This is a genomic window from Burkholderia sp. S171 (genome assembly GCF_009766085.1).
Lineage (GTDB): Bacteria > Pseudomonadota > Gammaproteobacteria > Burkholderiales > Burkholderiaceae > Caballeronia.
The window spans coordinates 104,261-125,821 of the sequence record NZ_LMUF01000026.1 but is presented as its reverse complement, the minus strand read 5'-3'; the positions used below and the strand labels follow the sequence as shown (position 1 = coordinate 125,821).

General features: G+C 56.4%; 15 protein-coding genes and 1 pseudogene. 8 read left to right on the top strand and 8 right to left on the bottom strand.

The window, feature by feature from the left end:
* Positions 1–54: 54 nt before the first annotated feature.
* A complete protein-coding gene (locus tag GSQ93_RS12720; RefSeq protein ID WP_158936037.1) occupies positions 55–282 on the bottom strand; it encodes a hypothetical protein in 228 nt (75 codons plus the stop codon).
* Between the two features lie 1,556 nt (positions 283–1,838).
* Between GSQ93_RS12720 and GSQ93_RS12715 the strand changes: the two are divergent.
* The 5 genes and pseudogenes from GSQ93_RS12715 (at position 1,839) to GSQ93_RS12695 (ending at position 6,668) form a co-directional block, all read left to right on the top strand.
* Positions 1,839–2,464 (top strand): annotated as a pseudogene (locus GSQ93_RS12715) (tyrosine-type recombinase/integrase).
* Between the two features lie 130 nt (positions 2,465–2,594).
* Positions 2,595–3,110 carry an SRPBCC domain-containing protein gene (locus GSQ93_RS12710; RefSeq protein ID WP_158936035.1) on the top strand — a complete coding sequence of 172 codons (516 nt, stop codon included), beginning with the start codon at positions 2,595–2,597 and terminating at the stop codon, positions 3,108–3,110.
* A 121-nt stretch (positions 3,111–3,231) separates the two neighbouring features.
* A complete protein-coding gene (locus tag GSQ93_RS38670) occupies positions 3,232–3,855 on the top strand; it encodes a DUF5625 family protein (protein WP_367889751.1) in 624 nt (207 codons plus the stop codon).
* Between the two features lie 418 nt (positions 3,856–4,273).
* Positions 4,274–4,522 (top strand): hypothetical protein, encoded by a 249-nt coding sequence (locus GSQ93_RS12700; protein WP_158936031.1) that lies wholly within the window; start codon positions 4,274–4,276, stop codon positions 4,520–4,522.
* Positions 4,523–4,943: 421 nt separating this feature from the next.
* Entirely contained in the window at positions 4,944–6,668 is a 1,725-nt protein-coding gene (locus tag GSQ93_RS12695; RefSeq protein WP_158936029.1) for a bifunctional diguanylate cyclase/phosphodiesterase, read from the top strand.
* A gap of 526 nt (positions 6,669–7,194) precedes the next feature.
* On the opposite strand, the gene GSQ93_RS12690 is transcribed toward GSQ93_RS12695, so the two are convergent.
* Both GSQ93_RS12690 and GSQ93_RS12685 read right to left on the bottom strand, forming a co-directional pair.
* Entirely contained in the window at positions 7,195–7,380 is a 186-nt protein-coding gene (locus tag GSQ93_RS12690) for an SDR family oxidoreductase (RefSeq protein WP_216857619.1), read from the bottom strand.
* A 239-nt stretch (positions 7,381–7,619) separates the two neighbouring features.
* Positions 7,620–9,065 (bottom strand): IS1182 family transposase, encoded by a 1,446-nt coding sequence (locus tag GSQ93_RS12685; protein ID WP_158936027.1) that lies wholly within the window; start codon positions 9,063–9,065, stop codon positions 7,620–7,622.
* Positions 9,066–9,284: 219 nt separating this feature from the next.
* Here GSQ93_RS12685 and GSQ93_RS12680 point away from each other — a divergent pair, with 219 nt between their 5' ends.
* The 3 genes from GSQ93_RS12680 to GSQ93_RS12670 all read left to right on the top strand — a co-directional run bounded on the left by GSQ93_RS12680 (position 9,285) and on the right by GSQ93_RS12670 (position 15,994).
* Entirely contained in the window at positions 9,285–9,737 is a 453-nt protein-coding gene (locus tag GSQ93_RS12680; RefSeq protein ID WP_254073859.1) for an ASCH domain-containing protein, read from the top strand.
* Positions 9,738–9,824: 87 nt separating this feature from the next.
* Positions 9,825–11,255 (top strand): IS1182 family transposase, encoded by a 1,431-nt coding sequence (locus GSQ93_RS12675; protein ID WP_158936115.1) that lies wholly within the window; start codon positions 9,825–9,827, stop codon positions 11,253–11,255.
* A 611-nt stretch (positions 11,256–11,866) separates the two neighbouring features.
* Positions 11,867–15,994, top strand: a complete 4,128-nt coding sequence (locus tag GSQ93_RS12670) for a CheR family methyltransferase (protein WP_367889750.1) — start codon at positions 11,867–11,869, stop codon at positions 15,992–15,994.
* Between the two features lie 56 nt (positions 15,995–16,050).
* Here the strand turns inward: GSQ93_RS12670 and GSQ93_RS12665 are convergent, their stop codons facing one another.
* From GSQ93_RS12665 to GSQ93_RS12645, 5 genes are all read right to left on the bottom strand, one after another.
* Positions 16,051–16,704 carry a chemotaxis protein CheB gene (locus tag GSQ93_RS12665; RefSeq protein ID WP_121947342.1) on the bottom strand — a complete coding sequence of 218 codons (654 nt, stop codon included), beginning with the start codon at positions 16,702–16,704 and terminating at the stop codon, positions 16,051–16,053.
* A 1,007-nt stretch (positions 16,705–17,711) separates the two neighbouring features.
* Positions 17,712–18,527, bottom strand: coding sequence for an orotidine-5'-phosphate decarboxylase (gene pyrF, locus GSQ93_RS12660; protein WP_158936024.1), 816 nt, complete (start codon positions 18,525–18,527; stop codon positions 17,712–17,714).
* Between the two features lie 73 nt (positions 18,528–18,600).
* Positions 18,601–19,710, bottom strand: a complete 1,110-nt coding sequence (locus GSQ93_RS12655) for an aldose 1-epimerase (RefSeq protein WP_158936022.1) — start codon at positions 19,708–19,710, stop codon at positions 18,601–18,603.
* Between the two features lie 169 nt (positions 19,711–19,879).
* The gene (locus GSQ93_RS12650) at positions 19,880–20,758 is read right to left on the bottom strand and encodes an SMP-30/gluconolactonase/LRE family protein (protein WP_158936020.1); all 879 of its coding nucleotides are present in this window, start codon (positions 20,756–20,758) and stop codon (positions 19,880–19,882) included.
* Entirely contained in the window at positions 20,755–21,546 is a 792-nt protein-coding gene (locus tag GSQ93_RS12645; RefSeq protein WP_158936018.1) for an SDR family NAD(P)-dependent oxidoreductase, read from the bottom strand. The genes GSQ93_RS12650 and GSQ93_RS12645 overlap by 4 nt, the downstream gene beginning before the upstream one ends.
* Between the last annotated feature and the right edge of the window lie 15 nt (positions 21,547–21,561).

The window sequence follows — 21,561 nt, the reverse complement described above, 5'->3', positions numbered from 1 at the left end:
CTTTCAGCCATTCGACAACGCCGTCTGACTTGCCGACAATGTAGCGTTCATTCGTCATGGATCGCGCTTATTTAAGCGGATTAGTCTTATGATTTGAATAACAAACGCTATCGCGTAGAGCATTGCAGCCGTCGTCAAAGCTTTGAGCGCTACTGACGAAGAACGACTGAAGAAATATAAAACAATAAAGGTAGCTAATGCAATGAAGATACCTGTCCCAAAACCGACAAATCTTGCCGTTGTTTTTGATGTCATCCCTAGCGTTCGATAATTGACTGCCATGCCGCTCCGGTATTAGAGCCATTCTTCCCGTGTACGCGTCGGTTTTTCGTCCTTGGAACGCAGTGATACACGGTTGTATTAACGGCCGATAACACTCTTTCTTTACCATTTTTCGCGTTTGACAGAAAAACGTCTGAGCAGCAAGTTTGAAAGTTCACAGTTCGACCCGAGTCGCACGCGTGCACCGCCACGATTTGCGAACGTCCGCTGCCTGGAAAGTTGGTCGTCTCTAATGGGTCGACTTCCGCCCGACGCGGACCGATCAATGGCGGCCCACTCCACCTGTTCAACGTTGGACCGGGTGCGGCTACTTCAGACGTTGGACGTCCCAGCCGAAATCGTTAGCAATTGGTTACCTATCCTAGCAAGGTGGCTCGTTTGGGCCATAATAGTAACCATTAAAAATGAAACAAGTTTTTAAAACCCCGTCGGTGATTACCTGTCTGCAAATTAAGCCGCGCTTCCCGGTAGACAGGTGACCGGAACTTCTTTGTCATCAAAAATGCTACGTCCGGGGGTTTTTCTGGATACAGATGGCAATTTTCGTCTGACTCTGTGACGATCATCAAAAATCGCGGTCCGACAGCAATCTTTGCGCGTGTGAGTTGACCGTCTGCCTTCGCACTCGCCTTGCCAGATGGAGACGTGGAATGGAGAGGAGATGTTTGTGAATTTTCTAAAAATTATTAGCAGAGAAGTAAAACGATACAAAAACTCAATAATATTTCTTACAATGTATGTGACAGTATTATTATATCCCCTAATGGTTGTCATTTTAAATCCGCCTCCTTTGGAAAGGAACTTGGTGACCTTACATGCTAGGGTCATAAGGATGAGTCAAGAAAGGCCGAACGTCACTGCAGCCACGCAAGACGGCACCGTTCAAAATTTCGATTTCCCGTCGGGGAGTTACAGTCTCACCCACGGTTTTGGACCCGTCCCTTTCGGGAAAACGCGTCTTTTAGAAATCCCCCTAGGCTGTAGCGGGGAGCTAAAAACTGACCAGATTCGGTTGTTCTTTCTTCAACGCGTTACACGCATTTGGGAACTGCATTGCGGTAAGTTCGTAATTCTGTATGACGACATAAGGGCGGGCTACCGTCGAGATTTTGTAATAAACGCGTGGCTGAATGCCGTTGGACATCTTTTCTTTCTAAGTCTATGCGGATTGATCATTTACTCCGATTGGAAGAAAAAGGGTTCTCTACGATAATATAGTGATCGAAAGCAGGCGAATGGGCTCGCGGCCGACGCGCCCTTAAGCCGTGATGGACTGGTCACGATTCCCGAAGACTACGCAGTTATCGTTAAGGCGCCACCCAACAATCGCAGGTTCGACGGACAGTCGAGCCGGGGTTTTGCGCCGCTGCATTGTTGAGTAGATGAAAATCCAATCTATCGTGTAGTTGAATTATCTAGGCCGACTGCATGAACAGTTAAAAAGGGGAGCCGCGACCGACCGCTTTGCGAATGTGCCACTGTCTCTTGAGGGTCGAGCATTGCCCATCGGCAGTTGGTGCAGACTAACTTTCCCTTCACCTGAAAGGAGAGTTTTCATGGAAACGACAGTCAGCAACGGCGCGGCGCGTGTGCCGTGGAACAAAGACAAGCTAACCGGGCAGAAGTCGCCGCTGAAACTCAAGGAAATTTGGGCCATTCGGATTCGACTGCAACTGGGGGCGAAAACCCGCGATCTGGCCATGTTCAATTTAGCGATCGACAGCAAGCTGCGAGCGTGCGACCTAACGAAGCTGCGCGTGCGCGATGTCTGCTTGGGCGCCCGCGTGGCGCCGAGGGCGACCGTCATGCAGCAGAAAACTCAGCGGCCGGTGCAATTCGAGATCACCGAGCAGACACGCGACAGTGTGGAAAGCTGGATCAAGGCCGCAGCGCGTCTCCATCCGATTTTCTGTTCCCGGGTCGGATCCACACGTCACCGCACCTTTCAACCCGGCAGTACGCGCGAATCGTCCATCGCTGGATCAAATCGATTGGGCTTGACGACACGGCTTACGGGACGCACACGATGCGTCGCACGAAAGCGTCACTGATTTATCGACGCACGAAAAACCTGAGGGCCGTTCAGTTGCTGCTTGGTCATACTAAGCTTGAAAGTACCGTCAGATACCTCGGTATCGAAGTGGACAACGCACTCGAAATGGCCGAACAGACGGAAGTTTGAAAGTTGCCAGCCGGTCGGCCGTCGGACGCTGACCGGCCGCTCTCAGACGTTCGGACTCGTTGGGTAGATCGTCGACGATCTGCGTGTTCAAGAATACGGCGATGCACTTACAACCGACTACGGGGCGAATATGGGCGTACGGAGATTGCTGCTACAAGGCATGGTTGTTAGTGTTGTTGTCGTAATTGGCGCCCTTTTGGTTCTGCACAAAGACAGCAGCGCGGACGCTGGCATTCTTATCAATCGGCCGCCTTCCGATGTCTGGAGAGTCGTATCGAACAGCGCCGCATATCGCAATTGGAATCCGTTCATTACTCGGGTTGACGGCGACTTCAGGGAAGGAGCAACAATCCGCATTACGCTAGGCACTGGACCGGATTCGATGATATTCAAGCCTACTGTTCTGCTCGTTCATCCGGAACAAGACCTCTGCTGGCGTGGCAGTGTATGGATTCGCGGCATCTTCGACGGTATGCATTGCATCCACCTCACAGCAGCGGCAGACGGAACGCGTCTTGAACAGACAGAGTCATTCTCAGGATTGCTCGTCGGCCGGTTGACGGAGGACGTAATCGAGGAAACTCAGCGAAATTTTGAGGCGATGAATAACGCAGTTAAGCAGCGCGTAGAAGCGAAAGCACCCTGAGCGGGTTAAGGCGGGATCTCCGACACCATCAGCGGAGCTTCGACATCGGGGCCAAGTTCGTCGACAATTCTGCCATCCACGACAGCGCAACCGCGTTTAAGCTATCTCTCGCAATTTACTCATGCTGAGGACATTGGGGTGGAAACTAGCGTTTCGAACAATGACATCTAATGGCTTTTCGGGAGCAGCGATGAGAACGATAAGAGCAACAGGTCGACATATAGGTTTTCTGCTCGTAATGGCCTTTGCTGTGACTACGATTTGCAGCGCCGCAACAATTAAAATATACCAGCTATTTCTGCTAGTAGATGCAAGCACCTCAGGGTCGTCGGTAAGCACAGACGTCCAAGTGACCGAGGGTCGTCTCTATATTTTTTACCTCGTATTCCACTACAAAAACGAGGAACAGCGAGAAAGGCTCGCTGCAATCTTGGGGAACGGTGGTCGATCGAAAGCTAATGGCGAGTATGCATATCCTGGGATAGTGCAGCCCGTCCATTTGACACTGACGACCACCACAGGAAGCACGTTGATCGATGTCAACAGAGACGTTCAGGGTGTTGCTGCGCATGAACTCGGCGCTAACTATAGCGGAGCATATGATCGAAAGATTTATGCTGCGGTCTTGCAGACGGGGCTATACCACATGAAAATAACGATTCCTCAGGGGAGGCGAGAATTCGAGGGTTTTGAATCTGCTATTTCCGTTGGCGTTGAACCTCATACGCGTATGCCCTCCAATTAGAGTTGGCTATGGCATCGTACATGTGAAACAACAGAAAATATTGCACTCCGTTTGGAAAGGCACACGCTGATCATGCGACAACTGAACGGCCGCTTTGCGTAAATTCGGATGGCGGCAACGGGTCGACTTCTGCCCAACGCAGCTCCGTTGACACGGTCTCTTTTCGCTGACTCATCGTCGGACCGGGTCCGGCCATCAAGAGACGATCGTCGCGCCGTAAGTTCGGCATACACCGGCTCGACGCAGACCTAGAAGCCCAATGCTCTCGCCATTTCAGCCCAATCCCGGTGGTTTCGACCGGCTACGTTGATTTGAAGGTGCTGTTTGATTTAATTGGGTCAATTTTTTTGACCGATTTGAGATGACATCGAACCCTGCACGCCTCATGCTGGACTATTCGCGACAAGGAGCGGTAGCGATGGCAAACACGCATACGCAGACGTATCGCGCCTTCGATATCGATACCGAAATAGATATCGTCGCCGCGCATATACAAATCACACATCTGACTATCGGTATTAAAGGTCAGCTGCGGCGCATTCCTATTGTTGTGGATGCTCATACGTCAGTTGACTTTATGACGGTCGACCAAGCCATTGAGGGAGCGCAATCGCAGTCGCGACGGACCATCGACAGGTTGCTTGACCCCGATGAGAAGGGTCAATGAAATGTTCGCAAGCGCCGATTGAACTCAATTGTGTAACTCAGGACAGGCCCCGATGCACTATCGCACTGGCTCCGGATGGCCCCTGCGATACAACGATTGCAACGATCAATAGGCGGTCGATGCTTGACTCGACGTAGCTCCTTGCTCTCGTCCCGCATAAAGCGGCGCCTCACGGTCATTTGCGCTAGGCTCCAATCTGCCACCCGACGACAAGGCGCAATGCATTACAACGCGACGAGATGTAACAAGTTGTTAATTTAACCGTGTATATTCATTTATCGCCTTTTCGAAAACAACGTCCGAGTCAACGCTGTATCGGCTATATCTCACGGGGAATCCGTTGAATCCGCCTAATCAGTCCGAGCTTCCATCCCCCCTCATAGAGCGGCATCGACTCTATGTTCTGCAGGCATCGTGTCTTTTGGATACCCCGCCAGATGCCGCGCTGGACCGTGTTACCGAGCTTGCCACGCGTCTGTTCAACGTACCCATTGCACTAATCTCCCTGATCGACGAGAAGCGTCAATGGTTCAAGGCGCGCGTTGGCTTGGAAGTGGCTCAAACCGAACGGAAGGACGCGTTTTGCGCGCATACGATCCTTTCTCACGATGTTCTGGTCGTACGCGATGCTTCGCTCGATCCGCGGTTCAAGGAGAACCGAATGGTACTCGGCGAGCCGAACATCCGGTTCTACGCCGGCACTCCGTTGCGAACGCGCTCGGGCGTGGCTCTGGGCAGCTTGTGCGTGATCGATACCAAACCGCGTGATGACTTTGACGAGTCGCAGCAGAAATTGTTGTCGCAACTGGCCGAGATGGCGATGGACAGGATCGAAGCGCTTCGCTCGATCGCGTTCGTCGATCCACCCACGAAACTCCTGAACCGCGCACGGTTCAGCGATGACGTTCGTACGATGTTTGAGGAACGTCGAACCGGGCACGGATCGCCCAGCCATGCAGTCTTGATTAACGTCGTTCCTCTTGGATATCTCGATCAAACGTCGATCTCAGTCGGCATTGTCGCTGCCGACAGATTGATGGCCGCTATCTCCGTGCGTGTCGAGCAGGCGCTTGTTGAAAAGGGCACGGTTTATCGAGTGGACTACGCGCGTTTTGCCGTGTTCGTCCAAGATGGGGAAAGCGCCGCCATGCGCGTGATAGAAGCAGCGTTGAAGGCCTTCGACGCTCCGCTCGTGGTCAACCGGATTCCCGTCGATTTATCCCCGACTGCCGGCTTGGTCGACCTGTCCGGAATCGATGAACCTACCGACGTGCTGCGAGCCTTGATGTCGGCGTCCGAAGTGGCAAGGCGCGCCCGCGTTCCGTTCCGAAAGTTTGCGAAGCGCATGTTTGCGGCTCAGGAACGCACCTTCTTCATTCTCAACGCATTGCCTCAAGCGTTGCGTGAGGAGCGTCAATTGAGTCTGGCTTACCAGCCTCGAATCGATTTGCGCACGGGCCGATGCGTAGGCGTTGAAGCGTTGCTACGTTGGTTTCATCCGCTGCTGGGCGCGATTTCACCGGCGGAATTCATCCCGTTGGCGGAGAAGACTGCGCTGATGCCCGCGCTGACCGACTGGGTCATGGACAACGCGTTGAAACAGCTAGCGACGTGGCGGCAGGCCGGCATCCTGTTGAACATGTCCATTAATGTGTCGGTGCTCAATCTAGAGCAGCGTGGCTTCGTCATTCGCTACACATCCTTACTGCGCAATCATGGCATTGAACCTGCGCAGGTGGAGTTGGAGGTGACCGAAGGAGTGCTGGCCCTGAACGCGCAATCCGTTACGGACAACCTTCGCAACGTCGCAAGGATGGGCAGCACGATTGCCATCGATGATTTCGGTACGGGCTACAGCAACCTGTCCAAGCTTCAACTCTACTCAGCCTCTATACTCAAAATCGATCAAAGTCTGGTTCGCCGTGTTCTGGATTCGCAGCAGACACGTATTCTGGTCGAAGGCATCATCGCTCTCGCGCACAAGCTTGATTATCGAGTTGTCGCCGAGGGCGTTGAAACGCCGGAAATCTATGAAACGGTGGCTGGTTGGCAGTGCGACGAAGCTCAGGGGTATCACATAGCCAAGCCGCTAACAGCGACGATGTTTGAGGCTTGGCACTCCGAGGTTAAGCAGGACACTATCTAGGCAAGGAATATCCGTTGTGGCGTCTGACGACACGCTAAGGAGCGCAGATGTCTGGTGATGCAGCAAGAGCTGACGTTCGACCAATAAGTTGCCCAGGGTCAGAAATGGGTCTGGCTTCTGCCAAACGCAGCTCCGTTGACCCGATCTCTTTTCGCCTCAACGTCGGACCTGGTCCGGCCAGAAGCCGACATCCGACTGCAGAAAAGGAATGGCCGCTTTTCGCCGTGCAGGAGACATCCGTCATCCACTCGCTCCGGAGGCAGCTCTTTTAACGTTGGCAAGGAACGCAAAGACCGGATAGCTTCATCATCGTCCTGGGATCAGTCACGTTGGACCTTGATTGCAGAAGCAGCACACTGAATCTCGTCCCGATCAAACGCGCGCAGCTTTACCTTGAGCGGGGCCTGCGATTCTCATTGAGCCGCTTGAGCTTAAGCGTGCCGGACAAAAGCACAATCCGTGGCTTCTGCGCCAAAAGCTACCCGAGATCGGTCAGTGATGGGTCGCTCTCGGCGCTGAACATCATTTATCGCATGATAAAGCCGCCGTCGACGGAAATGGACTGACCGGTCACGTAGCTGGACGCGTCGCTGCAAAGCCACAAAACGGCATCCGCGATTTCCTCCGGGCGTCTGTGCCGACCCATTGGAATGCTCGCTGTCATGGCTTCAAGGGCCGCGCCCTGGCCACCCGCGACCATCCGGTCTGCCATGGCACTCCGTTTGGAAAGGCACACGCTGATCGTGCGACAACTGAACGGCCGCTTTGCGTAAATTCGGATGGCGGCAACGGGTCATCGTGAGCCGGCCACCGTCGGGCTCAGTACGGCCGAGGCTGTGTGGAAACTGTTTTTTATCGGTGGATGCGAGCCGCCAGCGTGACTATTCGAGTTTGGTTGGTCGAGCCCGCGCTAACGTAACGTCTCGAGCGCAAAAAAAGCCCCGCAGGGCCTTAGGTTTCAGCCATCCTCATCGCTTTTATTGTCCGGGCAACCCCAAGTATATTCATAACGCGCTTCAGGTTGTAGGCCAATACCTGAAGACTCATTTCAGTGCTCACCCGTCCGAGCGTCCGAGTCAGAAAGTGTGTGGCACCCATCCACTGCTTGAGCGTGCCGAATACATGCTCAACGGTACTTCTGCGGATGGTCATTGCATCAGGCTTTCGGTCGAGCCGGCGCTGCATGGCTTCCAGAATATGTTCGTGCTCCCATCGTCGGATTCGGCGACAGTCGCTGGACGAACATCGCTCCTTGAGATGGCAACGCTGGCATGCACTGGGCCAGTACACCTGCAGATTCATGTCGTGCTCAACCGTCGTGAATCGATGAATTGCGCGCTCGCCTGCCGGGCATCGATACTCATCGCTCCTTGCAACGTAGACGAAGTCGCGCTTGGTAAAGAGCCCTTTCTTCCTTGATGCCGAGGTAAGTGGTTTCGGGACATACGCTTTGATCCCGGTCAGTTCGCACGCGCGAATATCCGGCCCGCTGAAGTAGCCCCGGTCAGCCAGCACCTTCAGCTTCGGCTTGCCCATCGCGTTCTTCGCTGACAAAGCTATCCTGCTGAGTTGGCCTTGATCGCTTCCGACATTCGTCACGTCGTGTTCGACGATCAGATGATGCTTCGTGTCCACAGCGGCCTGAACGTTGTAGCCAACCGTTCCGGTTCTTTTGCCACCACTGGTCATGGAACGGGAGTCCGGATTCGTAAGCGACAACTGTCCGTCCGGTTGCTTCTTCAACTGCCTTTTGATTTGTTCGAGCTCACGCATCCGCCGGCGCAAGAGCGCGATCTTCTCGTACAGGCGCACGGTCTTCACATCGAAACCTATCGGACTGGTCCGATCCGCGGTTTCAATCATGTCGAGATATCGCTGAACGCTTTCCTCAATCTGCTGCTGACGCTTATCGATCTTGCCGGCCGTGTAGTTCCTGTCACGGCTGGTTACAGCCTTGAACTTGCTGCCATCGATGGCCACCATGTCGCTGGATAGTAGCTTCAGTCCGCGACACAGTTCGACGAAACGACGGCATACACTGTGAATGGCCGGCCCGTTGTCGCGGCGAAAGTCAGCGATCGTCTTGAAGTCTGGTGCCAGACGTCCTGTCAGCCACATCAGCTCGACATTGCGTTGGCATTCGCGCTCAAGACGCCGGCTGGAGGGTACACGGTTCAGACACCCGTAGATATAGATCTTGAGCGTCACGCCCGGATGATAGGACGGGCGGCCCGTGAGCGCCGGCATGGTGCCGTTGAAACCAAGTTCCGCCAGGTCCAACTCGTCGACGAAGGCATCTACGACCCTGACTGGATTGTCCTGTTCGATGTAGTCGTCAACACATTCGGGAAGTAGTGCAACCTGCTTGCGGTCATCGCCTTCAACGAATCGCTTCATGAGTCACCCGGTCTCAATGCGTTGATTCAGTTTAGGCGATCAATGCGTTTTCACACAGCCTCGGCCACTTTCGGTCGTTCGACAGGATGCCGTGAATCATCGACAATCACTAGCCAGTACGCCAGTTCCAGCGGGACAATCGCCGCAATTTCTCAGTTTTGGCATCGCGACTTGAAATTTGAAGGTATGAACTTGATCATCAAGCAGCTTGTCGATTAATTGCACGAACATGGTATCTACCTGCCAGATGGCGACGTTCGGATCGGCAGTTTTGGCGATTCCGAAACACTATCAAATGGGCTCATTTTACTTATCTCGGCCGGCATAAAACGAGCGACCTGCAGTCTGCTGTGGTCTTGGGAATTCGAGGGCGACGCTTTGCCAAAAGCCGGAGACATCGAGATTGTTCTCGATTGGCATGGTCGACCCACGCTAGTTCGGCGGGCGGCAACTGTAAAGATCGTTCTGTTTGCGCGCGTATCCGCCGAATTTGCAGCTAGTGAAGGCGAAGGGGATCTTTCCCTAGCGAATTGGCAGGCGCAGCACTGGCGTTTCTTCTCTGACGAGTGTCTTCGGATCGGACGAGTAGTGGATGAATCGATGCCTCTCGAGTGCGAGACGTTCGACGTACTTCACGTATTGAGCGGGTTCAAGTCGAAGGTAGGTGACTAGAGGTGTGCGACTAGCATCGGCCCAGAGTGTGTCAAAACACCTTTTTGAATTGCTAAAATATCACGTCCGATAGCGGGGGTGAGCGAGATGAAGCGGTTCGTTCAAGGCGACAATCGTACGCAAAGCTTTCTTCTTCCCGAAGCACTTGACGACTACGTGACGGACACCAACCCCGTGCGCGTAGTCGATGTCTTTGTAGATGAACTTGATCTTCAGAAACTTGGGTTTGAAGGCGTTGAACCAGCGCTGACTGGTCGGCCTTCGTATCATCCTGAGGTGATGCTTAAGATCTACATCTACGGTTACCTGAACCGTATTCAATCCAGTCGTCGTCTTGAGCGCGAGGCCCAGCGCAACATTGAATTGATGTGGCTCACGGGCCGCCTGGCACCGGACTTTAAGACCATTGCGCGGTTTCGCAAAGACAACGGCAAAGCGATCCGCAGCGTCTGCCGTCAGTTCGTCATGCTATGCCAACGCCTGGACCTGTTCGCCGAAGCGCTCGTTGCGATAGACGGGAGCAAGTTTAAGGCAGTGAACCATCGCGACCGCAATTTCACGAGCGCAAAACTGGAGCGGCGAATGCGGGATATCGAGGCAAGCATCAGCCGTTATCTTGTGCAAATGGACACCGCCGATCGCCAAGAACCCACTATCGCGAAGGCGAAGACGGAGCGGCTGCAAGACAAGATCGCGGCTCTCAAAGAGCAAATGCAAATCCTCAAGCAAGTCGAAGTTCGACTCAACGCGACGCCCGACAAGCAAGTGTCGCTCACAGACCCGGACGCGCGGTCGATGAAGACGCGGGGGACAGGCGTCGTCGGCTACAACGTCCAGGTAGCGGTCGATGCAAAACACCATCTGATTGTCGCGCACGAGGTCACCAACAACGGTATTGATCGAGACCAACTCACGTCGATGGCCAAGCTCGCGCGTAAGGAAATGGGCGTCGAGAAACTCACGGCAGTTGCGGACAGAGGCTATTACAAAAGCGAGGAGATACTCGCGTGTCACCAAGCTGGCATTACCGTATTCGTTCCGAAGACAGTGACGTCGGGTGCGACGGCTCACGGTCGCTTCAGCAAAGACGATTTCATTTACAACGCCGAGGCGAACGAGTATCGCTGTCCAGCGGGAGAGCGTCTCATATGGCGCTACGTGACGATCGAGCGCGAGCTAAAGTTGCACCGTTACTGGAGCTCGAACTGCCAGCAGTGTTCGTTAAAGGACAAGTGCACGCCGAGCGTACAACGCCGGGTAACGCGCTGGGAACACGAAGGGGTTCTCGATGAGATGCAAATCCGTCTTGACCACAGCCCCGACATGATGCGTATCCGAAGACAAACCGTCGAGCATCCGTTTGGCACAATCAAGGCTTGGATGGGCGCCCCGCATTTCTTAACACGAACGATCGAGCGAGTCAGCACCGAGATGAGCCTGCACGTGCTTGCGTACAACATGAAGCGAGTCATTAAGTTACTCGGTTCAGAAACGGTCATGAAAGCGATGCAGGCATAGGCCCGCATGCGATCAACTGGGGACTAGACGACATCCTCTTTGACGAAATCGATGTTCCAAATGCCGCATTCAATATTCGCACTTCGCTGCGAGAACAGGTGTCGTCCGAGTCTGCGCCGCTACGCGTTTTGACACGGTCTGGGCCAGTTTCGGTCATTCGACGACGGCACTCGAAATGTGAAATATACGTATCAACGAACCTACGCGTTAGAACATCTTGCATTGAAAAATCTGGAGACAGTGATGAGATCGGGTCCTTGGAAACCGAGAGGGCCATTGGTGAAGTTGGTCAAAATGATTCCACTGTCGATCGACTATTCCGTTATTTGTGACCGCTGCTACTGATCGGCCGTGAATAGGCGCGGCATGAAAATTGCGCTTAGTTCTCGTCATCGCAGTAGGTGCGCACTTCACATTCGCTGGTGTCTTCAGCGCGGGCCGCAACCCTTTTCACGGAACGAAGATGCCAGCGTCGGTGGTGCTATCCTCAAAGGCGACTCAATGCGACTTCGAAAGTCTCGGCCAATCTGCGCGATCTGGAGCGTGCGCATCCCACAATGACAGATCATCGCCCTTCGGAATTACCCCCTGCGCTGGAAAATGACTCGCCTGTGAGCGCTTCGACCCTAGGATTTCCCGTGGTCGGCATCGGCGCGTCGTCTGGCGGCATACAAGCGTTGCTTCGCTTCTTCGAAAATATGCCGCGTGACTCTGGCATGGCCTTCGTGATCGTGCTGCACTTGTCGCCGAAATTTGAAAGCCACGCCGACGAAATTATCCAACGGGCAACGAAGATGCGCGTGACGCAGGTGACGGCACCTACGGTGATCGAGAAGAACTGCGTCTACCTGATTTCGCCGGCGAGCAACTTATCGATGATCGACGGCTCGCTGCACGTTACCCGTGCGGAACGCCCGCATGGTCGTCCTGAAGCGATTGACCTGTTTTTTCGCAGCTTAGCCGAAGCTCACGGGATGCGAGCGATCAGCATTGTCCTATCGGGTACCGGTAGCGATGGCGCGGTCGGAATCAGCCGCATCAAGGAGTGTGCGGGCGTCACCATCGCCCAAAGTCCGGAAGATGCCGAATACGACGAGATGCCGCGAAGCGCACTGGCGACCGGTATGGTGGACATCGCCTTGCCGGTGGTCGATATGCCGCAAAAGCTGATCGAACTGTGGAGCAACGCCCGTGTCATTGCGCTTCCCAAGACTGACGATAGAGAACTATCTGCCGTGGTGCAGGAGGATGGAGAAGACGCAGAGCGAGCGCTGCTCGGCATTCTTAAGACGCTGCAAGCCCGCACGGGCCACGACTTTTACCACTACAAGCGCGCTACGATTTTGCGACGTATCGAGCGGCGCTTGCAGGTCAACGCGATCGCTGACCTGCCCACGTACCTGCGCTTCCTGGACACGCACCGCGAAGAAACCACAGCATTGCTCAAAGACTTTCTGATCGGTGTCACGAACTTTTTTCGGGATCGCGAGGCATTTGAAGCGCTCGAGCGCGAGGTCGTGCCAAAGCTGGTGGCAAACCGCTCCGCAGAAGAGAAAGTCCGTGCATGGGTGGTGGGCTGCGCAACCGGCGAAGAAGTCTATTCGCTCGGCATGATATTGAGCGAAGGCGGCACCGATCCGCTGAACATGCCTGGCCTTCAACTGTTCGCAACCGATATTGACGAAAAAGCCATCCAGTTTGCCCGATCGGCGACCTATCCCGAGGCGATCCTGACAGATGTGCCGCCGGCCCGTCTTCAACGTTTTTTCGCGAGAACACGCGGTCGCTTAGTGATTTCGAAGGTGTTGCGCGAAAAGGTGCTATTCGCGTCGCACAATATTTTGCGCGATCCGCCGTTCTCGCAGCTCGATCTGATCTCCTGTCGGAACCTCCTCATCTACCTCGATCGGACGGTGCAGCGTCAGATCTTGCAAACCTTTCACTTCTCGCTTCGCCCCGGCGCCTATCTGTTCCTGGGCAGCGCAGAATCCGCCGAGATCGCCGACGACTTGTTTACACCCGTGGACAAGAAAAACCGGATTTACCGGGCAAGACTGCTATCGTCAACCCAACAGATGCGGACCCTGCCTCCCGTCGTCACACAGATCGCATCGACTGCTCAGTTCAGCGTTGGGCCGATTGCGCCGCCCCGTGCGCGATCGCCCTCGACCGGGACCGGGACCGGGACCGGGACCGGGACCGGGACCGGGCTTCATCAGCGCGTACTGGAACATCATGCCCCGCCGTACGTGATTGTCGATCGGGATACACAGATCGTTCACCTGTCCGACGAGGCGGGTCGCTTTCTCAGATACGTGGGCGGCGAGCCCACTCACCAGCTCCTGACGCTGATCAATCCCGACCTACGCGTGGAACTGCGTGCTGCACTGTTTCAAGCGCTTCAGCAGGGACAAAACGTCGACGTTCGACATGTACGGTTCTCACGCGGTGAAGCCCATTCCCACGTCGACATAGCAGTGCGCCCTTACCACGACAACGCGGACGATACCGATGTCGTGCTCATTACGTTTACCGAATTGCAACAGGCAAACACACCCGTTTCGGGGGATGGCAGCGAGAAGGTGCTCGATCCACTTGTCGCCCAATTGGAAGGTGAGCTACACCTTACCAAGGAACAACTGCAGGCCAGCATCGAACAGTCGAGCATGTCGAACGAGGAACTCAAAGCGTCCAACGAGGAGTTGCAGGCGATTGTCGAAGAGATGCGCTCGACCAGCGAAGAACTTGAGACCGGGAAGGAAGAGTTGCAGTCCGTCAATGAGGAGCTCACCACGGTCAACGGTGAACTGTTATCAAAAGTGGAAGAAACCGCCAAAGCGAACGACGATCTCGAAAATCTCCTTGCCGGCACAGGGATCGCGACGATCTTTGTCGATCGCAACATGCGCATCAAACGCTACTCTCCGTCTGCTGTTGGCTTGTTCAACCTCATTGATTCAGACATCGGGCGACCCCTTCCAGACCTGACGCATCGCCTCATTTACCCTCAACTTACCGCCGATGCGACAAGCTCCTTCGAGGACCTGAAGCTCATCGAGAGGGAGATCCAAACGAACGAAGACCGCTGGCTTCTCGCTCGTCTGCTGCCCTATCGCACTTCCGACGACCGCATCGATGGCGCGGTCCTCACGTTGATTGACATCACGGCCCTTCGACAGGCCCAGCATGAGGCACGAGCAAGCGGGGACCGCTTGAAGCTGGCGGCTCAAGCTACCGACGATTACGCGATCATCGTACAGGACACAGATGGCGTGATCGTCACGTGGAACAAAGGGGCCGAACGGGTATTTGGATATTCGGCGGACGAAGCCGTCGGTCAGCCAATCGACCTGATCTTCCTTCCCGACGAGCGCGCTGCGGGCATGGCGCTCAGGGAACGGCAGCAGGCTGCGACTGCGGGGCGCGCAGATGATGACCGTTGGCACGTGCGCAAGGACGGAACACAAATCTATTGCAGGGGCGTTGTCACGCCGATTGATACCGACAGTTTCAAAGGCTACGCGAAGATAGCGCGAGACGATACCGACAAAAAGGGTGCAGAGAGTCAGCAGGAACTGCAACTGACGCTGGAGCGCGCGATCCGTACGCAGGCCGAAGAGTCCAATCGGCTTAAGGACGAGTTCTTTGCGGTGTTATCGCACGAGCTCAAGAACCCGCTCAATCTGATTCACGTGAAAGCGGAACTGTTGACACGATTGCCCGCAGCGAAGGAGATCGCCCCCGTAAGGGAGGCGGCCGATGCGATCCAGCGTTCGGTGATCTCTCAAGCGAAGATCATCGATGACCTGCTCGATCTGTCGCGTGTGCGCACGGGCAAGCTGACCTTGCAATTCGAACCAGTCGATCTCGCAGCCGTACTTCGCGCGGTAGTCGATGCCAGTTCTGACGATGCAAGGTCAAACGGCATTGATCTTTCGGTGTCCGGCATCGACGCCCCATTGGTTGTTCAGGCCGATGCCGTGCGTTTTGAACAGATGCTGTGGAACGTGGTGCGCAATGCGCTCAAGTTTACGCCGCGAGGCGGCCGCGTAGACCTCTTGCTGTCGCGCGAGAATGGGTTTGCATGCATCGAAGTGGCAGACACCGGCCGCGGTATCCCCTCGGATTTCCTGCCCAAGGTCTTCGATATGTTCAGTCAGGCCGAAGGCGGAGGACGACGGGATCGCGGTGGATTGGGCATCGGCTTGTCCCTCGTCAAACAACTAGCCGAAATGCACGGGGGCCGGATAGAAGCCGAATCGGCGGGCCTCGGGCTCGGCGCTCGCTTTAGGCTATGGCTACCCGAGCGTTACTACTCGTTTTACGAAAAGAACTCCACTGAACCGATCGATCCGAGCATTTTAAAAGGACTGAGGATCCTGCTCGTCGACGATGCGTTGGATGGACTCGAGGCATTCCGCATGCTCCTTGAACTCGAGGGCGCGCATGTGCAAACGGCGACAAGCGGGGAGTTGGCCTTGTCTGCAGCTTCGAAGGACGACTTCGATGTGATCTTGTCCGACATCGGCATGCCTGAGATGAGCGGCTACGAGCTTATCGCGCAACTGCGCAAATCACCTCGCACAGCGAGGGTGCCGGCCATTGCGCTAACGGGATTCGGGCGGGAACAAGACATAGCAAGAGCCATAGAGGCAGGGTTTGACGCTCATATCAGCAAACCGGTGACGTTGCGCGCGTTGCTGGACGCGATCGGACGAAGCGTGCCGCGAAGTTCATGACGATTGACAGCGCTTGACGTCAGTTACACCTCGCGCATCCAAGGGGCATGCCTACGTCATTTCACTTCTATCTTAGTATCCGGGGCAGCCCCATTAGTCGATGTATCTTCGATTGGTAGCTTGCATCCGCCATGCGCTAACGCATTCTCAAGTGCTGCAGCGATCGCCAACCCGTTTCCAATGAAGCCGATCGGACCGTCATAGTCGATGGCGTTTTGCTGCATTCCAATTGGTTTGTGGGCCGGGTCGAGTACCATCGTCAGTCCCCCCGCAGCGTGAATGGCGGCCAATCCGCGCGACCCGTCATCGAGTGCACCGGAAAGAACGATGCCGACGGCCCGCTCGCCCGCGTGAAGAGCGATAGATTCAAATAGTGTATCGACCGTTCGATTCCTCAGGCGATTATCAGTTCCCTCGACGAGGAAAGCCCGACGCTCGGTCGACAGTGAGAGTGCCTGATTCGGCTCTCCGATGTAGCAGATGTTCGGCAAGAGTACCTGGGCTGCCTTCGCGACGACGATCGGCAGCGCTGAACGGCGACTCAGGATTTGTTGTAAATGGCTGATTTCATCGCTGGAGCGATGTAGAACAACCATCACCACCGCTTGAAGCTCATCGGGCCATGCGCTGAGAAGGTCCACGATGTCGTTGAGCCCCTCCGCTCCGGAGGCTCCTATCGCAACGACATACGGAAGGTAATTCGTTTCCATTAATCCATCATAGGCCACTATCTCGTCCCCTCGAAGCATGTGCGCTCACGCCACTTCAATAAACTCGAATGCGGCGCGTGCTTCTGGCAGCATATCGTCGAGTGTGACAAATTTCGTTCGCGGTTGCTGAATTTGCGCTACGGCTAAACGGCGTCGCACGATGTCAGTCGTGTCAACTAGCCAGACCGCGCTGGGTGCGTGGGATGCAAATTGAACGGCCGCTTCCCGGAAAAATCTACTGTCGCGTATGGGTCGACTTGCGTCGGTGAGGTGTGATCAACACCGGGCCACCAGCTCGGTTCAGCATCGGACTGGATTCGGGCGGCAGGACGCTGGACAGCGAGATCCGCGAAGCTAAAGTTAGACAGGCTTCCGGCCGAAATGGCGACCCGCTGCGATCCAGTACGTCAGGCCAGCCAGGGCGCCCGCCACCGCGAATATGTTTGCCATCGAATGGAATTCCTGCCAAAACGTGGGGGGCGGTGGAGGGTTCGGGGGATCTGTGTACCACGTCAAACCAGATGTTGCCCAAATGATGGGAGCGACAGTGAGAAGCGCTAAACAACATCCCATAAAAACGTAAAAAAGCGGATTTCGAAGGCGGTATCGGCGGGCCAGGAGTTTGAGCAGAACGCATGGCAGAACGGAAAAGAACGCAGCCGGCAACCAAATGACGAAGATGAGGCCGCAGTCTGAGAGAAGAACCAAAAGTGTTTGCCGCAGCGGGTATAGCAGTCCATCCGAAGCTCGCTGCGCGATTACGTGCGGAAACCCTGAGGCAGTCATATAAGTGGTCGCTGCGGTCACACTAAGCCATTAGGCCACCGTGGTGCGTATGGCCGATGGCTGCAGAGGTTCGCTGTCCTGGTTCATCGCGGCTGATAGTTCGATCATCGCAGAGATGATAAATCGAATGTCCGTTACGAAAACAATTGGATGACCGTTATGGGTCGGTACCTGCCCGGTCGCGACGATTCGAAGCCGGCACTGTTCAGCCTGTAACAACCTCAAACCACCGCATTAATAGCGTCGCGTGTTCGCCGCGCCGCTTGCGCCCCCGCATCAGCAAAATCATCGCCCTTGCCGGCATAGATAATCGCGCGCGAAGAATTAATCAGCATCCCGCCTTTACCCGAAGAATCCCGCCCAGCGCGAACCGTCGCTTCAACATCTCCGCCCTGCGCACCAATGCCCGGAATCAATAACGGCATATCGCCAACAATAGACCGCACGACCTCAATCTCCCGCGGAAACGTCGCCCCAACCACAAGCCCCAACTGGCCACTCGCATTCCACTTCTCAGCCGCGAGCCGCGCCACAACCTGATACAGCGGCGTTCCATCGACGTTAAGAAATTGCAGATCCGAGCCACCGGCATTCGACGTGCGGCACAAAACGATCACGCCCTTCCCGTCATGTTCCAGATACGGCTGAACGGAATCAAAGCCCATATACGGATTAACAGTGACGGCATCGGCTTTGTATCGATCAAACGCTTCGATCGCATATTGCTCGGCGGTGCTGCCGATATCGCCGCGTTTGGCATCCAGGATGACAGGCAATCCCGGATGCTCGGCATGAATATGCGCGATCAACTGCTCAAGCTGATCCTCCGCCCGATGCGCCGAAAAATACGCAATCTGCGGTTTGAACGAGCAGGCAAACGGCGCCGTAGCGTCGACAATTTGACGGCAAAAATCGAAGATCGAATCAGCGCGCCCGTTGAATGCGCCCGGAAACCGGGAAGGCTCCGGATCAAGCCCGACGCAGAGCAGGGACTGGGTCCGCGACCACGCGGCATTGAGCGATTCGATAAAAGACATGGGCATCCGGGGGCGAGAGGGCAAATAAGCGATCCCGCATTTTAACGCGCCGCCGCCACGCTTTCTGACAGCGCTATCGCACCGCCGCCGCCGTCTTGCGCGCTTTCTGCCCCGCGGGCTGCTTGGGCCGCCCACGCCGCTTGGCTTCCCCCGATCGTTCGACGGTAAAACTGAACTCGCGGGTCAGGCTTTCGCCCGGCGCCAGCACCGTCATGCCGTGCGCCGCGCCGCCACCGGGCAGATTCACTGCATTGATCGGGTGATCGACGGGTTCGAAGCAAAAGAAATTCTGGCCAGCCGGCGCGTAGAGCACGTAGTAATCGGTATCGGCGCAAATGGTCAGCGACAACCGCCGCTTCGGCCACATCACGCTCGTGCGCCCGCTCCATCCGGTGAACGCGTTGTTCACCATCGCGGCGGGCATGGGGTAAGCCACGCCGAATTGCCACGCGGGCGGGGCCGGAACGTGCCGGATCGGCAGGAAATCATCGCCGCAAAGCCACAAGCCGTCGGCGGCAGCAGACAATTCGGTATCGGCTTCACGCGTGATGAACGGATGCAATCCCAGCCCGAACGGCAACGTATCGCGCCCGGTATTCTCAATAGAAAGCGTCACCACCAGCGTCGACGCTTCGAGCGTGAACGACTGGGTCGCCAGATAGGAATACGGCGCGCCATCGCGGCGATCGAGCGTGAGCCGCACGTGCGTCGAACTCTCCGACGCCACGTCCCACGCGCCGAGCCAGCCGTCGCCATGCAGGGGCAGCGGCTCGCCGGGCCGGTTGCACGGCACATCGACACCGCGTCCGAGAAACTGAAACCGCCCGCCGCCGATGCGATTCGAATACGGCAGCAGCGGATAACACGCGAGCTCGTTCGGATCGGTGGCCGCGCTGGGCGCGAGGCACGGCCGGAAGATCGGCACGAGCGCGCCGTCGCTACGCCAGTCGAAGCGCGTGATGCCGCCGCCAAGCGCCGGCGCGATATCGAGGCGTAGTTGTGCGTTCGCGAGCGTGATGCAACCGTTGACACCCGCGCCGCCCATCGCGACAACCGACGTGGCGGGCCCGGGACGAATCGGCGGTTCCGTCGCGGCGGCAAGCTTCGAACGGCGGGTGGGCGCAGCAGCCCGGGACGACGCCGAAGGAGGCGTGGAGCTTACTGCTGGACGGGCAACGGTCATGGTGGCTGACTCCGAACGAGAGGCGATCGATCCCGTGGTTCTGGCCTGAGGCTCCAGCGTGCCCGGGAAGCTGCGGGCAGCGCGTCGTGCGCGCCGCCTCGTATTGTGCGTGCAAGGTGATACCGCGGGTCTGCGGCGCGGCATGTAGCGCCCCGCCGAGCCAACCCGCTCAATGCGTGTGGCTATGCCCGCGAAACACCGGCTCGGCGATACCCTTCGCCGACGGCGTCGCAATAAAAACCGCACCCGCGTGCGGATCGTCCTGCAACGCGGCCGCATCCAATCCGACCCGCGCGCTCGTGATGTACACCGTGTCGAGTTGCGCTCCGCCGAACGCGACGCAGCTTGGCTGCGCCGTTGGAACCTCGATACGCGCTGTTTCGCCGCCATCGGCGTCATAACGCACCACGCGGCTGCCGCCCCACTGCGCGTTCCACAAGCCGCCATCGCTATCGACTGCAGAACCATCCGGCTCGCCGCTCGCATCCGTCAGTTCGACAAACACGCGCTGATTGGCAAACGAATCGTAGTCACAAACACGAATCACACGTTCCGGCGAGTCGCAGTAGTACATGCGCGAGCCGTCCGGACTGAACGCGATGCTATTCGAAATCGCGCACTCGCCGAGCGGCAAACGCTCAAGCGATAAATCAGGGTTCAATCGATAAAACCCGCCGATCTTCTCCGCCTTCGCCACGTCGTGTTTCGTCCCGAACACGAAGCGGCCTTGTCGATCGCATTTGCCGTCGTTGATGCGAGTCGGCAGATCGGCTTCCACCGGCATGATCGTTTCAATAGCGCCAGTCTTCAAACTAAAGAACGCGAGCCGTGAAGCCAAGCCGAGCAGCAGCACGTCAGCATCGGCGCATAACGCGAAGCATGCAAGCCGTTCCGGCATGTCGAACGAAACGCGGCTGGCATCGCGGGGATCGTAGCGCCACAAACGCTCGCCTTCAATGTCCGTCCAGTAAAAACGCCCGGTCGCGGCGCACCATGTCGCGCCTTCACCCAGCGCGGATTGGCTGTCGATCAGCAGTTGCGCTTTCATGCCCAGCCTCCGTCAATGACCACTTCCTGCGCGGTCATCATGCTGCTGTCGTCCGATGCCAGGAACAATGCGGCGCGCGCAAGATGCACGGGCAGCAATTCCGCATCAATGCACTGGCCTTCTTTGATCGCGCGCTTGCCCGCTTCGTCGAGCCACAAGCGACGCTGTTTGTCTGTCATCACCCATCCCGGCACCAACGAATTCACCCGGATATTGAACGGGCCGAGATCGCGAGCGAGGCCATTCGTCATGCCTTGCACCGCCGCTTTCGCCGTGACATACACCGGAAAACCGCCTTGTTTAAGCATCCAGCTAATCGAGCCGAGGTTCACGATCGAGCCACCGCCGAGCTGCTTCATATCGTCGATCACCGCCTGCGCCGCGAAAAACTGATGGCGCAGATTCACCGCGATACCGGCGTCGTAGAACTCCGGCGTCACGTCTTCAATCTTATGACGCTTGTCGTTTGCCGCGTTGTTCACCAGCACGCTGATGAGGCCAAGCGTGCTGCGCACATCGGCGATACCTTTGCGCAACGCGTCGATATTCGTCAGGTCCACGCGCAGGAACATCGGCCGGAATTGCCCGTCGGCCGGATCCGCGCCGAGTTGATCCGCGAGCGCTTCGCCGGCATTGGTATCGATATCGAAGAACGCGACCTTCGCGCCCTGATCGAAGAAATGCTCGACGAACGCCGCGCCAATGCCCGTCGCGCCGCCGGTGATCAGCACCACTTTGCCGGCGAGGCTCGGATAGCGCGCGAGGTTTTTATCGACTGAACTGGACATCTGTTTCAACCCCAC